Annotated in this window: 19 protein-coding genes; 16 read left to right on the forward strand and 3 right to left on the reverse strand. The window is 36.4% G+C overall.

Annotated features, from left to right (window positions below; all coding sequences use genetic code 11):
• Window positions 1-11: 11 nt before the first annotated feature.
• The 3 genes from ACSG5Z_RS16950 to ACSG5Z_RS16960 all read left to right on the forward strand — a co-directional run bounded on the left by ACSG5Z_RS16950 (window position 12) and on the right by ACSG5Z_RS16960 (window position 1462).
• A complete protein-coding gene (locus ACSG5Z_RS16950) occupies window positions 12-617 on the forward strand; it encodes a DedA family protein (protein ID WP_000435010.1) in 606 nt (201 codons plus the stop codon).
• A 111-nt stretch (window positions 618-728) separates the two neighbouring features.
• Complete coding sequence (locus ACSG5Z_RS16955; protein WP_435711800.1) at window positions 729-1097, forward strand: DUF3992 domain-containing protein; 369 nt, start codon at window positions 729-731, stop codon at window positions 1095-1097.
• A 20-nt stretch (window positions 1098-1117) separates the two neighbouring features.
• A complete protein-coding gene (locus ACSG5Z_RS16960) occupies window positions 1118-1462 on the forward strand; it encodes a DUF3992 domain-containing protein (protein ID WP_000525813.1) in 345 nt (114 codons plus the stop codon).
• A gap of 57 nt (window positions 1463-1519) precedes the next feature.
• On the opposite strand, the gene ACSG5Z_RS16965 is transcribed toward ACSG5Z_RS16960, so the two are convergent.
• Window positions 1520-1945, reverse strand: a complete 426-nt coding sequence (locus ACSG5Z_RS16965) for an S-Ena type endospore appendage (protein ID WP_087985783.1) — start codon at window positions 1943-1945, stop codon at window positions 1520-1522.
• A gap of 351 nt (window positions 1946-2296) precedes the next feature.
• Here ACSG5Z_RS16965 and ACSG5Z_RS16970 point away from each other — a divergent pair, with 351 nt between their 5' ends.
• Entirely contained in the window at window positions 2297-4759 is a 2463-nt protein-coding gene (locus tag ACSG5Z_RS16970; RefSeq protein WP_435711801.1) for a LamG-like jellyroll fold domain-containing protein, read from the forward strand.
• Between the two features lie 80 nt (window positions 4760-4839).
• Window positions 4840-5043 carry a hypothetical protein gene (locus ACSG5Z_RS16975; protein WP_000391504.1) on the forward strand — a complete coding sequence of 68 codons (204 nt, stop codon included), beginning with the start codon at window positions 4840-4842 and terminating at the stop codon, window positions 5041-5043.
• A gap of 210 nt (window positions 5044-5253) precedes the next feature.
• On the opposite strand, the gene bcaP is transcribed toward ACSG5Z_RS16975, so the two are convergent.
• The gene (gene bcaP / locus ACSG5Z_RS16980) at window positions 5254-6657 is read right to left on the reverse strand and encodes a branched-chain amino acid transporter BcaP (protein ID WP_088608446.1); all 1404 of its coding nucleotides are present in this window, start codon (window positions 6655-6657) and stop codon (window positions 5254-5256) included.
• 178 nt (window positions 6658-6835) lie between these two features.
• Here bcaP and ACSG5Z_RS16985 point away from each other — a divergent pair, with 178 nt between their 5' ends.
• From ACSG5Z_RS16985 to ACSG5Z_RS17025, 9 genes are all read left to right on the forward strand, one after another.
• Complete coding sequence (locus ACSG5Z_RS16985; protein ID WP_435712023.1) at window positions 6836-8059, forward strand: cation:proton antiporter; 1224 nt, start codon at window positions 6836-6838, stop codon at window positions 8057-8059.
• Window positions 8060-8185: 126 nt separating this feature from the next.
• Window positions 8186-8500 (forward strand): hypothetical protein, encoded by a 315-nt coding sequence (locus tag ACSG5Z_RS16990; RefSeq protein WP_046956701.1) that lies wholly within the window; start codon window positions 8186-8188, stop codon window positions 8498-8500.
• A 29-nt stretch (window positions 8501-8529) separates the two neighbouring features.
• Window positions 8530-9393 (forward strand): MurR/RpiR family transcriptional regulator, encoded by an 864-nt coding sequence (locus ACSG5Z_RS16995; protein WP_000648163.1) that lies wholly within the window; start codon window positions 8530-8532, stop codon window positions 9391-9393.
• Between the two features lie 150 nt (window positions 9394-9543).
• On the forward strand, window positions 9544-10428 hold the full coding sequence (gene murQ, locus ACSG5Z_RS17000) for an N-acetylmuramic acid 6-phosphate etherase (RefSeq protein WP_088608447.1): 885 nt from the start codon (window positions 9544-9546) through the stop codon (window positions 10426-10428).
• 24 nt (window positions 10429-10452) lie between these two features.
• Window positions 10453-11817, forward strand: a complete 1365-nt coding sequence (locus ACSG5Z_RS17005) for a PTS transporter subunit EIIC (RefSeq protein ID WP_000711311.1) — start codon at window positions 10453-10455, stop codon at window positions 11815-11817.
• A gap of 48 nt (window positions 11818-11865) precedes the next feature.
• Complete coding sequence (locus ACSG5Z_RS17010) at window positions 11866-12930, forward strand: DUF871 domain-containing protein (RefSeq protein ID WP_435711802.1); 1065 nt, start codon at window positions 11866-11868, stop codon at window positions 12928-12930.
• A gap of 160 nt (window positions 12931-13090) precedes the next feature.
• Window positions 13091-13495 (forward strand): DoxX family protein, encoded by a 405-nt coding sequence (locus ACSG5Z_RS17015; protein WP_087985777.1) that lies wholly within the window; start codon window positions 13091-13093, stop codon window positions 13493-13495.
• A gap of 155 nt (window positions 13496-13650) precedes the next feature.
• On the forward strand, window positions 13651-14052 hold the full coding sequence (locus ACSG5Z_RS17020) for a nuclear transport factor 2 family protein (RefSeq protein WP_340436061.1): 402 nt from the start codon (window positions 13651-13653) through the stop codon (window positions 14050-14052).
• The gene (locus tag ACSG5Z_RS17025; protein WP_435711803.1) at window positions 14052-14537 is read left to right on the forward strand and encodes a PRK06770 family protein; all 486 of its coding nucleotides are present in this window, start codon (window positions 14052-14054) and stop codon (window positions 14535-14537) included. The genes ACSG5Z_RS17020 and ACSG5Z_RS17025 overlap by 1 nt, the downstream gene beginning before the upstream one ends.
• A gap of 34 nt (window positions 14538-14571) precedes the next feature.
• Here the strand turns inward: ACSG5Z_RS17025 and ACSG5Z_RS17030 are convergent, their stop codons facing one another.
• Entirely contained in the window at window positions 14572-15483 is a 912-nt protein-coding gene (locus ACSG5Z_RS17030; protein ID WP_137035381.1) for a DMT family transporter, read from the reverse strand.
• 204 nt (window positions 15484-15687) lie between these two features.
• Here ACSG5Z_RS17030 and ACSG5Z_RS17035 point away from each other — a divergent pair, with 204 nt between their 5' ends.
• Both ACSG5Z_RS17035 and ACSG5Z_RS17040 read left to right on the forward strand, forming a co-directional pair.
• Window positions 15688-16182: an Lrp/AsnC family transcriptional regulator gene (locus tag ACSG5Z_RS17035; protein WP_048545677.1), complete on the forward strand. Its 495-nt coding sequence runs from the start codon at window positions 15688-15690 to the stop codon at window positions 16180-16182.
• Between the two features lie 128 nt (window positions 16183-16310).
• Entirely contained in the window at window positions 16311-16766 is a 456-nt protein-coding gene (locus ACSG5Z_RS17040; protein WP_048545675.1) for an N-acetyltransferase, read from the forward strand.
• Window positions 16767-16808 lie beyond the last annotated feature (42 nt).

Below are 16808 nucleotides of genomic sequence, written 5' to 3' on the forward strand. Positions count from 1 at the left end.
GAGTTAAAAATATGGAGCAAATTATTTTAGATATAATCGAGTTTTTAAAGCAGTTTTCTTATTTTGGAGTTGTGTTAGCATTAACGTTTGAATTTATTCCAGCAGAAGTAGTGTTGCCCATGGTTGGATATTGGGTGTACGAGGGGGATATGAATTTTTGGCTAGCTGTATTAGCTGGAACACTGGGGGGAACGACAGGACCATTAACGTTATACGCACTCGGTTATTACGGTGGTCGTCCTCTATTAATAAAGTACGGGAAATACTTCTTTATTAAAGAAGAACAAATTCAAAAAGCAGATGATTTCTTTGAGAAATATGGACCAGTTGTAGCATTTGTTGGACGCTTTGTACCGGGAGTTCGAACGCTTATTTCTGTTCCATGTGGTATGGCAAAAATGAACATATGGAAATTTAGTATATATACATTTGTAGCAATGTTCCCGTTAACGACTTTGTATATTTATTTTGGGATGAAATTAGGTCCGCATTGGGCAAAAGCGGCGGATGTTGTTGGACAATATATGCTACCGATATTACTAGTCGTAGTTATTGTTGTAGGTGGTATTTTAATCTATAAATTTATGAAAAAAAGAAATAGAACGGAATCTATCTAGTCATTAGTACAGGAGTTTTCTTATTTTTTGAAAATAGATGAATAGTACAGGCAAAAGACTCTAAAGGACATACACATATAGGGAATAAAAAAAGAGAGAGGGGAAACAACTATGTCTTGTGAGTGCTCAGGGGCTGCATTAACTTGTTGTCCAGATAAAAATTATGTACAAGATAAAGTGTGTAGTCCGTGGTCTGCTACTGTAGTTGCAACAGCAATTGATAATGTTCTTTATACAAATAATATTAGCCAAAACGTAGTTGGTACTGGTTTTGTTAAATATGATGTTGGACCAGGTCCAATTACTGTAGAGGTGCTTGATTCTGCTGGTACTGTACTAGATACACAAACATTAAATTCGGGAACGAGTATCGGGTTTACGTATCGTCGTTTTGATATTATACAAGTCGTGTTACCTGCAACACCTGCTGGAACGTATCAGGGAGAATTTTGTATTACAACACGTTATCCACTTTCATAGCAGAATAGGAGAGGATCAAAATGGGAATGAGAAGTTCCAGTTTGTCTTGTTGTTCTAATAAAACACTTGTGCAAGATCAAGTATGTACAGACTGGTCTATTACAGGTGCTGGTACTCAAATTGTATATACGAATAATATTACACAAGAAGTATATGGTTCAGGTTACGTGAAATATGATGTAGGGGCGGCTCCAATTACAGTTGATTTTTTAGTAGGTGCTACGGTAGTTGATACTGTTACTGTTCAACCGCAAAGTAGTGGTACTTTCACTGTACGATATTTTACAACTGTTCGAATTACTACGACAGGCACAACTGTTAATCAAGGAGAGTTTTGTATTACTGTACGTTATCCGATTTCATAAAAAAGCATACCGTAAATGGTATGCTTTTTTTATTAAGGACGTAATGAAATTAGTATTTTATAAGCAACATGTAAATTGGCAACAGTACTTACCTTCTAAATATAGTGAAGGATTACTTTGTATATTGATAATCCTGACTGACTCTAAGTCTTTTCCTGTGTACGATATTGTATTACCAGGAAACACAGTGAAAACATTAGTTACTGCTCCAGTGATTTGAATTGTAATTGCTTCTGTGCTGCTAGTACTATTGTAAACCGAGACAGTACCTGATATAAGTAGTATCCCATCACTTTGCCATAGTATCATTGACTGTAATGCATCTTTGGCAGATGGGATGGTGTTATTAGTTATGAGGAAATTCCCTGCAAATTCATTTGTTACTCGCTCGCAATTTGGATTTGGGGGAGGGGACGGTGGACAAGGGTCTGGACAAATAATAGATAAAGGAGCGAAACAGCCAATATTTCTTTTATTCTTCAATATACCCCCTCCTTTTAAGTTGTCTTTTACTACTATTAAATGTAGAAGCATGGCCGATGTGTTAAAAAAGAAGGAAATGTTAAAAATTAAGATTGTCCAATAGGCTTAAACTTTAATTTATCATTAGTGTTATAGAAAAGATTATATGTGAATAGTCATAGGAAAAGAATAATCAGACTCTTTTAGACAAAAGGTGGTTGTATACAATAGTACGAGGAATGTTGGACTTAACTTCTAATTAACTGTATATTTACAAAAATCTAATAAAGTTAATTTGTTATTTAAACGGCATTAATATGTTTTAGATAAAATAGCCCTTGTAATGAATCAATTATTATGAGGAGGATTCACGTGGAAAGAAATATTTTACGAAAAGTAAAAGGCCTTATTGGATTATTAATGGTTTTTGTATTAGCGTTCGTATCATTTCCGTGGAGTACATCAGTCAAAGCGGAAGAGAAGAAGCAAGAAAAGGCACCAAGTGAGAAGAAGATCGTTTTTCCAGTCGTAAGTGATGTACATATTAAAAATAGTGGAACGGATGATACGTTTCGCTGGAAACGAGCAATCGAGCAACTTAATACACTTGCACCTAAACAAGATGCGTTCGTAATTGTGGGAGACTTTACTGATTCAGGATCGGTACAACAATATGATCGTTTCATGCAAGTATATAATGAAAATGCAAATAAAGATGCGGTACGAATGAATTCTTTAGGAAATCATGATTATTGGAACGGTTTATCTGTAGAAGGAGCGCAGAAGCGTTTCTTAGAAAAAACAGGTATGAAATCAATTTATTATCATAACGTGGTAAAGGGTTATCACTTCCTTGTTATGTCTCCAGAGGACGGGACAACTCATGGATATTATTCAGATAAACAAATTAATTGGTTAAAAGAAGAAATGGAAAAGGCACAAAAAGATGATCCAGAAAAGCCGATTTTCGTATTTTTACACCAACATATTAAAGATACAGTATACGGTAGCCAAGAATGGGGAACAAAAGATAGTGCGAAAATTAATGAGGTATTAAAACAATACCCACAAGTTATTACGTTTTCAGGTCATTCACATTATCCGTTAGATGATCCAAGATCGATTCATCAAAAAGACTTTACATCAGTTGGCACATCTTCAGTAAGTTATATGGAGGTTGAAGGTGGTAAAGTACAAGGAAATATCCCGTCAGGAGCTAGTACATTAAGCCAAGGTTTATTAGTAGAAGTAGATGATAAAGAAGTAACGATTAATCGCCGTGATTTCCATACAAATTCTTGGACAGGCGAACCGTGGAAAATTCAGTTGCCATCAAAGAAAGAAACATTTACACATGTAGAAGATCGTGATAAAGAAAAGCCATACTTTGCAAAAGATGCGAAGTTGTCGGTATCAAATGTAACAGAAAATGCAGCAACAGTAACATTTCAGCAAGCGTTGGACAACCTTCTTGTTCATTCTTACCGTGTACAAGCGAGAGATAAGCAAACGGGAGAAATAAAGAATAAATTGTTAGCATTCTCAGAGTTTTATCGTGATCCAGTGCCGAAAGAGCTGACATTTACACTGGCAGGGTTAGATGGCGGGAAAACATATACACTGGAAGTTGTTGCGATTGATTCATTCGGCAACGAAAGTGTACAACCATTAACGGCAGAGATTACTACGAAAAAAGATAATATTGACCCGAATGTGAAAGTACCAAAGGCGGATGTTTTTGATGTGAACTTTGCAGATGGTACATTTAAAGACAATTCATCATTTGGTACAAACGGTGATGTTAAGGGTAATGTGACTATTGAATATGATAAAGCATTGAAAAAGAATGTTATGAAGCTAAACGGAAAAGCAAATACATTTGGATACCTTCCATTTTCAGCAGCACAAAAAGAGAAAGTAGCAAATACATTTACATTAGAAACTGTGTTTTCAATGAATGAAATTCGCGGACAAGGTATTTTACAAAATACAGAGAGCGGCGGAATTGGTTTTGAATCTACAGGAAGTGGTTATGTAGAATTATGGGCTCATATTGGTGGAAGTTATAAACGTGTTGGCGTTCAATTAGAGGCAAATAAAACGTATCATTTAACAGGAACGTATAACGGAAGTGAAGTAGCAATTTACGTAGATGGTAAAAAATTAAATAGCCAACCAGCTACAGGGAAAGTATATCACCCGAACGTACCATTTGCGCTTGGAGCAGACCCTGATAGTAATGGGAATGGTGGTATTCCGCTAAATGGACAAATTGCGCTTGCAAAATTATATAGTAAAGCATTAAGTTCTTCAGAAGTATTAGCAGCATATAATGAGTTTTCTAATCGTGCAAAATTAGAGCAAGTAAACGCGTTACATGAAGAGCTTGGAAAAGTAAAAGAAGTGTTAGCTGGTACGTATGAGTTTGGTGACAAACCAGGTCAATATTCAAAGGAAGCATTTCAAGCATTAGAGAAAAGCTATAACACTGCAAAGCAAGCATTTGAAAATGTAGGAAGTACTGGAGAGCAAATCGTCCAAACGTATAACGAATTAAAAACAGCTAATGTAACATTTGTACAATCAAAAGTGGCAGAAGAACAACCGAAAACACTGAAAGAAAAATTACAAATCAATATTGAATCTGCAAAAGCAGTAGTGAAAAAAGCGCAAGCTGCAAATGTAACGGACGGTTCGGTGAAATCATTGAGTCAAAAAATTACAGTGGCAGAAGCTGTATTAAAAGATGCGAAAGTAAAAGATGCACAAGTAGAAACGATGAATCGTACGATAGAATATGCGATTTCACTCGTTGAAAAAGGCATAAGCAAATAAGAGAGAAGAAAAAGAAGCTTATCATGATAGGCTTCTTTTTTGTTATACTAAAAATAGCATAGAATGAGGGAGCGAATAATTTGGAAGAGAAAAAGCTAAAAAGAATTCTTGAATATGTATGGATCGCGGTTGTGCTCCTTGTAGGATATTATTTCTTAAAAGAGAAAAGTATATGGGTTCTATTTTTAATGACGTTTTTATTAGCGGGTTTAGGCACGTTATTTATTAACTTCTTCTTTGATAGTTTAAATGCATGGAAGAAGAAAAAGAAGGGAACGAAGTAAAGGAGGGAACATATGCAAAAGTGGAAGCTTATATATCAGGTGATTATTTTCCTATTGCTTGTAGGTATTGGCGTTTTTAAATACGCTACACCGATAGGAAATTGGGCATCGTTTACAGCTTGCATCGGCATATTTTTCATTTTACAATCGTTAACGAAAAAAATAATCAGACATGAAGGTAGCTCGCCGTTTTATCGGCGAGCTATTTTGTTATGCTTTTTTCTTTTCATCATTTGTTTTTTCAGTAGCTAAATGACTATGTTTTCTAGAGTAGAAGAAATAGAAGCATAAGCCGACTAGGAGCCAAACTGCAAAGCTTATCCATGTCGTTTTAGACAAATTGATCATTAAATATAAACAGCAAAGAATTGCAACAACTGGTAATACAGGTACGAAAGGTGCGCGGAATCCACGTTTTAAATCAGGATGTGTTTTTCGTAAAATAAGTACAGCGCAGCAAACGAATGTGAATGCTGTTAACGTACCGATGTTTACTAAATTCGCTAGTAAATGTAAGTCTAAAAGTCCTGCTAATAAAGCTGACACAACGCCAGTAATCCACGTGTTTAATAAAGGGATTTTTACTCTTTTATTCACACGTGCTAACGCTTTTGGAAGTAAACCGTCGCGGCTCATTGCATACGAAACGCGAACTTGTCCATACATAACGACTAAGAGAACGGTTGTCATTCCAGTCATCGCCCCAACAGCGAGTAGTCCTGCAATTGTATCTTCGCCAACGAAATGTAAGGCAAACGCAACCGGATCAGAAACATCTAATTGTGTATACGGAACCATACCTGTTAAAACGAAAGATACAATCATGTATAAAACAGTACAAATAAGAAGGGAACCGATAATGCCAATTGGTAAATCGCGCTGTGGTTTTTTCGTTTCTTCTGCAGCGGTTGCGATTGCATCAAAGCCTAAGAAGGCGAAGAATACAGTGGCAGCCCCAGTAATGATACCGTCGTATCCGAATGGAATGAACGGAGTCCAATTTTCAGGTTTTACATATTTTGCCCCTGCTACGATAAAGGCGATAATAACAGCTAACTTGATAAGAACCATAATATTATTAATGCGTGCGCTTTCGCGTATACCGAAACTTAAAAGTCCCGTAATGAGTAGTAAAATACAAACAGCTGGTAAATCGATAATGCCGCCTTTTCCTACGCCAGGGGCCGAGGCTATTATGGTGGGCAGATGGATGTTAAATCCTTGTAGTAAAGATTGTAAATAACCAGACCAACCGACAGCTACTGCCGCGACTGCAAGTAAATATTCGAGCATTAAACACCAGCCGACGATGAAGGCGACGACTTCTCCGACTGTCATATATGCGTAAGTGTACACACTTCCTGAGACAGGAATAGAAGAAGCAAATTCAGCATAACAAAAGGCTACACAAGCACAAGTAAATGCAGCAATAAGGAATGATAACATAATACCAGGACCAGAATGTTTCGCTGCGACAATACCTGTTAATACAAAGATCCCTGTCCCAATTACGGCGCCAATTCCTAAAAATGTTAAATCAAGTGCAGTTAATGTTCTATCTAACTGCCGTGGTGATTCAGTACTAAGCGGTTTTTTTCGTAATAATGACTTCACTTTGGACTCCCCCCGTTTTTTCATTTTCATAACTGCGAATATAGTATGAGCCCACTAGAAAAGAGTATATAAGTAAATGGAGGTACAGTTATGGTAGGTTGTTTTTTAAAATTGCTGGATTAATTTTATTATAATTCAGAATATTTTGTCAAATAAAAATGTGACAAATAAAATGCGAATGAATAGGGGAAACTACTGGCAGGAATGGACGAGGGTTAACAGAGTGACAAAACCACTCATAAAAGTTTTACTTTATAAAGTAGGAGAAGATGTTATGTTATTTTATTTTGAACTTGTCGTCATTTTACTTTGTACGAAATTAGCTGGTGATATTAGCGTTAGGCTTGGCCAGCCTTCTGTACTTGGTAAATTAATCGTTGGTATTATTATCGGTCCGGCTGTACTTGGTATTATTAATAGTTCTGAACTCATTGATGAACTGAGTGAAATTGGTGTTTTACTACTTATGTTTATGGCAGGACTTGAAACAGATTTAGAAGAGTTAAATCGAAATTTGAAATCTGCATTCGCAGTAGCGATGGGAGGAATTATTTTCCCATTCCTTGGTGGGTATTTAGCGGGACTTGCGTTTGGAATGTTACAGTCGCATGCGATCTTTTTAGGGTTATTACTTTGTGCCACTTCCGTTAGTATTTCTGTTCAAACACTAAGAGATTTAGGGAAAATGAATACGAGAGAAAGTACGACGATTTTAGGTGCAGCTGTATTTGATGATGTAATTGTTGTTATTTTATTAGCATTTGTGATGAGTTTTTTAGGTACACAAGATGTAAATGTAACGCTTGTCATTGCAAAGAAAATTATTTTTTTTGTAAGTATCGTTTTCATCTCTTGGAAAGTTGTTCCATGGATTATGAAAATGCTCGTACCACTTCGCGTAACAGAAGCGTTAATTAGTGCAGCTCTTATTATTTGTTTCTCATTTTCGTATTACAGTGAAATGATGGGGATTGCAGGTATTATTGGGGCATTTGCAGCTGGGATTGCCATTTCGCAAACAGAGTATAAGCACGAAGTAGAACATAAAATTGAACCGATTGCTTATGCGATATTTGTACCAGTGTTCTTCGTAAGTATTGGAATGGAAATTACATTTCATGGTATCGGAAGCCAGCTTTGGTTCATTATCATCATGACGCTTATTGCAATTTTTACAAAGTTAATCGGATCAGGTTTAGGAGCAAGACTGACAGGGTTCAACCTTCAATCTTCTATTAGTATTGGTGCGGGGATGGTTTCGCGCGGAGAAGTGGCGCTTATCATCGCAGCGAATGGACTTGCGGCGAATTTATTAGCGAAAGAAAATTTCACATCGATTGTTATTGTTGTTATATTAACGACGATTATTACGCCGCCGCTTTTGAAGAAGTATTTTGTATAGAAAGGAAGAGCTTATCTGATGTAGGTAAGCTCTTTTTTATTGGAAAAAAGCAATAGTCATGTGGCGTGAAAGGTTTGTAATTATGGTAAAATCTATGTATGTGATATGACAAGGAGAGGGATGTGTTTGAGGATTACGAAGGGAAAGATTATAGGTGTAATTATACTTCTTGTATTGTGCATACCATTTACTGCATGGAAAGAATCAAAAGTGAAAGATTTTCCGGTTTCTATTTTCTCGGAAGAAGCAGATGGTGAGTACGACCAGAAGCTGAAATATACTGCTTTTTTACCTGATGTTGCGATTTGGATGAACGGTTGGGAAAAGAAGTGGACAGAAGGGGAAAGAACTGTTTATCAAAAAGGGAATCGCATTGTAAATGTGTTTCATCCTCCTGGCGATGATGGTTTTTACCTTCTTGAAGCAAGAGAAAATAAGTGAACGCAACCGTAAGAAGTGGAGGTTAAATAGTGAAAGCTTCAACATTACTATTTAAAATTGAAAGTAATATGGATCAATTTTCACCAGCTGAAAAGAAGGTTGCCATGTACATAATGGAGAATGCAGAGATTGTTCCGAACTTAACGACGAAAGAAGTGTCAACGAATGCAGGCGCGAGTGAAGCAAGTGTTGTTCGCTTTTGTAAGTCAATCGGAATCGGAAGCTTTAAAGCATTTAAAATAGCGCTCGTTCGTGAATTGACGATTGCTGATTATAATATTAATGATTTTTCAGTTATGAATACGGAAGATGGACCGTATGATTTGTTTAATAAAGTTACGTATGTGAATAAAGCTGCAATTGAGGCGAGCGTTACTGCGATAGATAAAAAGGAACTTGAGAAAGCTGCAGATCGTATTGTAAATGCAGATAAAATTATATTTTATGGAGTAGGCGGATCAGCTACTCCTGCGATGGACGGGGCTTATAAATTTACAAGGCTCGGATTTACAGCGATGATGCTATCAGATTTTCATATGATGTTGCCGCTTGTGACGAATTTAAAAGAGGGCGATATATTTGTTGCCATTTCAACATCTGGTCGTACGAAAGATGTACTTGAAATGGCGCAATATGCGAAGAGACAAGGTGCAACAGTTATTGCGATTACAAAGCTTGACCAATCATCACCTTTATATAAAGAAGCGGATATTCGTCTTTGTATGCCAGATGTAGAGCAAGATCATCGTATTGCGAGTATTGCTTCGAGGATGACACAGCTGAATATGATTGATGCTTTATATGTGATTACTTTTAATCGTATTGGTAATAAAGTGCTGGATCAATTTATGGAGACAAGGGAAGAAGCTCTACGGTTACGGAAGTTAAAATGAGAAGGTGGGGGAACCCATCTTTTTTTGTATACTGACATAAATTCGTCATGAAAAGAAATAAAATTTCATAAAATAATAAAGTAATATTGATTTTAAATTTCTTAAAGTTATAATGAAAGTATGAAATTAAATTTCAAAGCAGGTGATAATATGTTAGAAAATTTATCGACAGAACATCGTAATGAGAAGACGATGAATTTAGATGAGATGAGTATAAAAGAAGTGTTACAAAGTATGAATGAAGAAGATCGAACTGTTGCGTTAGCAGTTGAAAATGAAATAGAAGAAATTGAAAAGGTTGTACAGATTGTCATTAAATCCTTTGAAGATGAGGGACGATTAATTTACATTGGGGCTGGTACGAGTGGCCGTTTAGGTATTTTGGATGCGGTGGAATGTCCGCCGACATTTGGCACAGATGATAAAATGGTACAAGGATTTATAGCAGGTGGATTGAAAGCGTTTACTAAGGCGGTGGAAGGTGCAGAAGACCGCGAAGAGTTAGCAGAAGAAGATTTAAAAAGTATTGGATTAAATGAGAAAGATACAGTGATTGGAATTGCGGCAAGTGGTCGAACTCCTTATGTAATTGGCGGTTTGAAGTACGCGGCTAGCGTGGGAGCGAGCACGGCGAGTATTTCTTGTAATAAAAATGCTGAAATAAGTAAATATGCAAAACTAAATGTGGAAGTAGAAACAGGCGCAGAAATTTTAACAGGCTCAACGCGTTTGAAAGCTGGTACAGCGCAAAAATTAGTACTTAATATGATTTCAACAGCTTCTATGATTGGTGTGGGGAAAGTATATAAAAACTTAATGGTAGATGTTCAATCTACAAATGAAAAGTTAGTAGAACGATCAAAACGCATTATTGTGGAAGCAACAGGTGTGAGCTATGAAATAGCAGCAGAGTGTTATGAAAAAGCAGAACGTAATGTGAAAGCTGCGATTGTTATGGTGTTACTACAGTGTGAGTATGGGGAAGCACTGAAGAAATTAAAAGAAGCGAAAGGGTTCGTGAAGAAGGCACTATAAAATAATAGGGAGGGGGATTCTATTATGAAGAAAGAAGAGAGAATGGCCAAAGAAATATCAGAGCAACTTGGGGGAGTAAAAAATATTCGTGGCATTGCTCATTGTATGACGAGGCTACGATTAACGCTTCATGATGAAAGTAAAGTGAATATGGACCTTTTGAAAAAGGTTGAAGGGGTTATGGGCGTTATTGAAGATGAGACGCTTCAAGTTGTTGTTGGCCCAGGGACAGTAAATAAAGTAGCAGCTGAAATGGAAGGTTTAACGGGACTGCGAATCGGTGAGGTGGCAGATCATCACCTTGAAGACCTTGGGCAAGAAATGAAGTCAGAGATTAAGAAGAAAAATAATACACCAGTGAAAAACTTTTTAAGAAAAATAGGAAGTATTTTCATTCCGTTAATTCCAGGTCTTGTTGCCTCAGGAATTATAAACGGGGTCGCTAACTTTGCGAAAAACGCAGGTGCTGATCCGAATGCAACGTGGCTACAAATGCTACTACTCATTGGTGGCGGTATCTTTACATTCTTAGGAATTTTAGTCGGCTGGAATACAGCGAAAGAATTTGGCGGGACACCAGTTCTTGGGGCGATTGCGGGTATTTTAATTTTTAACCCGGCGATGGCGAATGTAAAATTATTTGGTGAAGCGCTCGTACCCGGACGGGGCGGATTGTTTGCAGTTATTTTTGCAGCATGGCTTATGGTTGTAGTAGAAAGACAAGTTCGAAAAGCAGTGCCAAATGCAGTTGATATTATCGTGACACCGCTCATTACTGTGTTAGTCGTAAGTATTGTAACGATGTTAGCCATTCAGCCGGTAGCAGGTTTCTTATCTGAAGGAATTACAAGCGGAATTAATGGTATTTTAAGTATTGGCGGCGCATTTGCGGGAGCAGTACTTGCTGGAACATTTTTACCTCTCGTTATGGTCGGATTGCATCACGGTTTAACACCAATTCATATGGAATTTATTAATCAAACGCACGTAACACCTTTATTACCAGTACTCGCGATGGCTGGAGCTGGGCAAGTAGGAGCAGCGATTGCCATCTATGTGAAAACGAAAAACAAACGACTTCGTAACGTAATTAAAGGTGCATTACCAGTTGGATTTTTAGGAATTGGCGAACCGTTATTATACGGGGTTACATTACCACTTGGGAAACCGTTTCTTACAGCTTGTTTAGGTGCAGCAGTTGGCGGTGCATTCCAAGCAGTTATGAAAACAGCCGCACTCGGAATTGGTGTATCAGGGTTATCATTAATTCCGTTAATTGCTGATAATAAATATTTATTATATTTCCTTGGATTAGTAGTGGCATATACTTTCGGATTCATTTTTACGTACTTCTTTGGCTTTAAAGAAGAAATGGCAGAAAACATATAGAGAAAGGGATTCCTTTCTCTTTTTCTATTCATAGAAAGGGAGATTCATATGATAGGAGTTTCAATTTATCTTTCAAAAGAACGAGTAAAGAAGCAAGAAGAGTGGCTAAAAGTAGCGAAGGAAAACGGGTTTTCATCTATTTTTACATCACTTCACATTCCTGAAGATGATCCTGGTACGTACAAAGAGCTAATTCAAATACTTGGGAAACAAGCGCTCAAATATGAAATGGAATTAATGGTCGATGTTTCTCCAAAATCGTTACATCATTTAGGGATGACGTATGAAAATGTGGAGGAGCTATTAGACTGGGGCATTACAGGCTTAAGAATGGACTACGGCATCACGCCGAAAGAAATCGTACGCGTATCTCATAAAATGAAAGTAGCTTTAAATGCGAGTACGATTACAGATTCATTTTGGAAAGAGTTAATCATAGAAAATATAAAAGTAGAGAATGTAGAAGCTTGGCATAATTTTTATCCGCGTCCAGAAACAGGACTAGCAAAGTCCTTTTTACAAAAACAAAACGAATACTTACATGAGTGCGGAATAAAAACGATGGCATTTATTCCGGGAGATGGTGAAAAACGTGGTCCGCTATGTGAAGGTTTACCAACGTTAGAAAAGCACCGCAATATGCGCCCACTTGAAGCGTACTTAGAACTTGTACAAGATTGTGGTGTCGATAAGGTGTTAATCGGGGATATAAGCGGAAGTATAGAAAGTGTACAAGAGATAGCGAGTGCGAGTAGAGGAATTATTCCGCTGCGATACGAGCCATTGATAGAGAAAAGTGAAGTGTTAAAAGTGGTGGAGCGAGTGCATACAAATAGACTAGATCCAGCTCGTGATGTCATTCGTTCAGTTGAATCAAGAGAAGGAAATAAAGTGATTTTAAAGCCGATGCATACAATTGCAAGAAAGAAAGGCAGCATTACAATTGATAATGAATTGTACGGTAGATATGCAGGAGAGATGCAAGTTGCCACACATGATTTGCCTAAAGATGAGAAAGTGAATGTTGTTGGCATGGTTGTAGAAGAGGACTTGTCTTTATTGCCGTATGTTGGCGCTGGAAAAATGTTTCAACTTTTTTATGCAATAGAGTAAAAGCTTGAATTAGCACTATTCTGTAGGAAAACATTATCCGTAAAAGGGATAATGTTTTTTGTTTTCTTAAAAAAAGTATTTGACGAATGAAATGAAATACCGTATTGTTTTGACTTGTAAATAAAAGTTCACCATAACAAAACAAAAAGGAGAGTTCAAAATGAACCAATATATTGGGAATTTAATTATTCGTATCGTGTTAGGAGTGACATTCTTTGCGCACGGTTTAGCGAAGTTTCAATCAGGTATCGATAACGTAGCAGGATGGTTTACAAGCATCGGCTTACCAGGTGGTCTTGCATACGGCGTAGCAACAGTTGAATTAGTTGGTGGTATATTATTAATTATCGGTTTAGGCGTAAGATATGTAGGACTATTATTCGCTCTTATTTTAGCTGGGGCTATCGTAAAGGTAAATGGAGCAGCAGGTTTATTAGGAGATGGAAAGAATCCAGGGTATGAATTAGATCTTGCATTATTAGCAATGGGTGCGTATTTATTCGTTGTAAAAGCAGAAGGATATGTAGATCGTTTCGTAAAAGAGAAAGTAATGAAAGTGAAGTAAACTTATTTATAAATTGTTGACTTGAATCATAATTGTAACTATAATGATTACAACTAGTTGGTTAAGAATAAAATAATTTAAATATTTTTTTACACAAGTTGTAACTGATGTGATTACGACTTGTGTAAAAAATAAATAAAACGGGAGGAAGTAACATGCCTAAATCAAATTTAGAAATTATTCGAAGCACGTATGAAGGATCAGCTTCTTCAAATGCAAAACATTTAGTAGAAGCCCTCTCTGAAAAAATAGAATGGACAGAGGCAGAAGGATTCCCGTACGGGGGAACTTATATAGGTGTAGAAGCAATAATGGAAAATGTATTTAGCCGATTAGGATCAGAATGGGATGATTTTAAGGCGAGTGTAAATATGTACCATGAAGTAAACGGAAAAGATGTAATTATTGCTGAAGGTGTTTATTCAGGAGTTTATAAAGAAACGGGAAAATCATTTGAAGCAGAGTTTGTTCACGTATGGCAACTGGAGAACGGAAAAATCGTGAAGTTTAAGCAGTATGTAGACAGTTATATTGTTAAGGAAGCGATGAAGAGCTAATGCTTTTTAAATGGATTGTAGGCATATGTATTACAATTATAGTAATTATCACGTCTATAGTTGGTGGAAAGAAATTGCTTGCATATGTGGAAAAAGAGAATAAAAATATTCAAATTGAGCAAGCGGAAAACGAAAAAGAGAAGAAAGTTGCAGAAGAATCTCCACAAGCTAGTGAAGGTGAAATTATTTCTACTATGCATAAAATGGTGCACCAAAAAGTAAAATCCTCCGAAAAATGGGGATTTTTAGAAATGACAAAAAAGGAAATTTTTAATGTAAAAAGAGATATTGAAAATAGTACAGGTTTTCAATATAAAATGAAGTTATTTTCTATTATAAATAGATGGGAAAAAGGAGATTTTTCACAAACAGTTGAGGAGCATAACTTTTTGTGGGAAATTCAAGGTGGAGATACCGGCAAAGCGACGGAACGTTTATCGCCAGAAGAGGAAAAGCGGTATATAAAAGAAATGAAGAGTAAATAAAAACATCGCCACCCGGATGACGATGTTTTTTTCATTAAGAATGTTTTCGCATTAAAGCTCTAGTTGGTTGAACAGTAACCGTTTTGAAATGAGAAAATAAATAACATCCTGTCACAACGATCATTGTCCCTAAAATTTGTATCCACGTTAGTTCTTCACCGAGGAAAAGGAATGCTAAAATAGCTGTGAAAATCGGATTGAAGTTTAGAAAAATACCGGATGTAGTCGCTCCTAATTTTTGCACGCCAATATTCCAAAACACCATACAAAGAACGGTAGAAATAAGCCCAGTATATAAAAGTGATGTTAGGAAAGAAGTATTTATGTTTGTAACAGTGAAGCTTCCTATGTTAAATGGCAGTAATAGAATAACGCCGAAAATACCAGAGTATAATGTTGCCATGAGTGGTGTCGTTGTTTTTGTTGCCCATTTGCTACAAACAGAATAGATTCCCCAAATACAAACAGCCGCAATCATCCATAAATCGCCGCTATTAAAATGTAGTGAAAATAAAAGTGCAAAGTTACCTTTTAATAGGACAAGAATAACCCCAAAGAATGAAAGAATCATGGATAGAATTTGAAGTGTATTTACTTTTTCTTTTAGAAATAATACTGAAAATAGTGCAATTGAAATCGCATTTAATGTAGAAATAAGCCCTACATTCGTTGCGGATGTTTTTTCTAGTGCTAGAAATTGAAAGATGTTAAAAAGAGCGACCCCTGAGATTCCCATTAGTATTAACGGAAGTATTGCGGCACGAGGTGGAATGATTTTCTTTTCTTTAAACCATACGATTGGTAATAAACAAACGATCGCAATCATCCATCTTAAACTTGTTAGTGTCATCGGTGATGCGTGATCAACGAGCGATTTTCCAACGACGAAATTTCCTCCCCATAATAAGCTCGTTAATAATAGTAAAAAGACATAAAAATAAGGCATATTAAAATCCCCTTTGTTATAATCAATGTGAATTGTAAACAATTTTAGCATTTTTCTTCGTTGTGTAATATATTCTTTTGTATAATGGGTAAAAGTTGATAAAATGTTTTGTTTCTAATGGTATTTACGGAATGATATTCATTTTTATATAAGTTGTAAGGTGTTTTTTCGAATAATCATCGGTAAGAAAAAGGGGGCATTGTAATGGAGTCGTCTGTTATTAAAGTGTTAGATGATTTAGATGTACAAATTTTAGATATATTGCAGAAGGAGTCACAAGTAAGTAATGCAGAGCTAGCACGCCGCGTTAATTTATCACCAGCTGCGATGCATGCGAGAATAAAAAGATTAGATGGAGAAGGGTTCATTGATAAGCAAGTAGCCATTTTAAATCAAGAAAAGCTTGGTTTTGATTTGTTATGCTTCATTTTTATGAGTACGAATATTCATCAATCGGATAAACTTGACGTGTTGGAAAAAGAATTAGAGTCGATGCCAGAAGTGTTAGAATGTCACTGTTTAACAGGAGAATATGATTATTTATTAAAAGTTGCAAATCGTGATCGTAAAGAGCTGGAGCAGTTTATTCGAAAGCTGAATAAACTTGGTATTACAAGGATACAGACGAGTTTAGCACTTCGTGAAATTAAATATTCGACAGTATTACCGATCCGAAATGAGGAACCGAGCATCGATTAGATTGCTTGGTTTTTTGTTTGTATAAAGTGATTGACGGGGAGAAAAGAGAGATGTATTATTATATAAAATTATGTATTAAAATTCAATTTAGGTTATAAATATTAATATCGGGGACAAGGGGATATAATATGAAAATCTTTAATGCGGTTACGAGTGATGTGAAAGAAATTTATAGTCTCATTGAAGCTTATGCAAAAGAAGGAGTAGTTTTACCACGTTCTCTTTTATCTCTCTATCAATATTTACAATGTTTATATGTTGTGAAAGAAAGCGATGAGATTGTTGGGGTTGCTGGTTTACATGTGTTAGGGGAGGACCTTGCAGAAGTCCGGTCGTTAGTCGTCTCGCATACATATGCAGGGAAAGGAATCGGGCGTATGTTAGTGAACCATGTAATAAATGAGGCAGCGAAAATAAAAGTGAATAGAGTCATTTCTTTAACATATGAAACGGAATTTTTTCAAAAGTGCGGGTTTGATTTTGTGAATAGAGATGCGTTACCAGAGAAAGTATGGATCGATTGTAGACATTGTCCAAAGGTGGATTATTGTGATGAGGTGGCGATGATTCGATATGTTGGGTGAAATTTTCAGAGAGAAAAAAGGCCCACTATTATTTACGTAATA

The organism is Bacillus pretiosus, assembly GCF_051294775.1.
GTDB classification, from domain to species: domain Bacteria; phylum Bacillota; class Bacilli; order Bacillales; family Bacillaceae_G; genus Bacillus_A; species Bacillus_A wiedmannii.

Bases quoted from the DNA above. Each gene is read 5' to 3' on its own strand.
- ACSG5Z_RS16950 (WP_000435010.1), top strand. From the start codon at position 12: ATGGAGCAAATTATTTTAGATATAATCGAGTTTTTAAAGCAGTTTTCT.
- ACSG5Z_RS16955 (WP_435711800.1), top strand. From the start codon at position 729: ATGTCTTGTGAGTGCTCAGGGGCTGCATTAACTTGTTGTCCAGATAAA.
- ACSG5Z_RS16960 (WP_000525813.1), top strand. From the start codon at position 1,118: ATGGGAATGAGAAGTTCCAGTTTGTCTTGTTGTTCTAATAAAACACTT.
- ACSG5Z_RS16985 (WP_435712023.1), top strand. From the start codon at position 6,836: ATGAATAGGGGAAACTACTGGCAGGAATGGACGAGGGTTAACAGAGTG.
- murQ (WP_088608447.1), top strand. From the start codon at position 9,544: ATGTTAGAAAATTTATCGACAGAACATCGTAATGAGAAGACGATGAAT.
- ACSG5Z_RS17005 (WP_000711311.1), top strand. From the start codon at position 10,453: ATGAAGAAAGAAGAGAGAATGGCCAAAGAAATATCAGAGCAACTTGGG.
- ACSG5Z_RS17010 (WP_435711802.1), top strand. From the start codon at position 11,866: ATGATAGGAGTTTCAATTTATCTTTCAAAAGAACGAGTAAAGAAGCAA.
- ACSG5Z_RS17015 (WP_087985777.1), top strand. From the start codon at position 13,091: ATGAACCAATATATTGGGAATTTAATTATTCGTATCGTGTTAGGAGTG.
- ACSG5Z_RS17020 (WP_340436061.1), top strand. From the start codon at position 13,651: ATGCCTAAATCAAATTTAGAAATTATTCGAAGCACGTATGAAGGATCA.
- ACSG5Z_RS17025 (WP_435711803.1), top strand. From the start codon at position 14,052: ATGCTTTTTAAATGGATTGTAGGCATATGTATTACAATTATAGTAATT.
- ACSG5Z_RS17030 (WP_137035381.1), bottom strand. From the start codon at position 15,483: ATGCCTTATTTTTATGTCTTTTTACTATTATTAACGAGCTTATTATGG.
- ACSG5Z_RS17035 (WP_048545677.1), top strand. From the start codon at position 15,688: ATGGAGTCGTCTGTTATTAAAGTGTTAGATGATTTAGATGTACAAATT.
- ACSG5Z_RS17040 (WP_048545675.1), top strand. From the start codon at position 16,311: ATGAAAATCTTTAATGCGGTTACGAGTGATGTGAAAGAAATTTATAGT.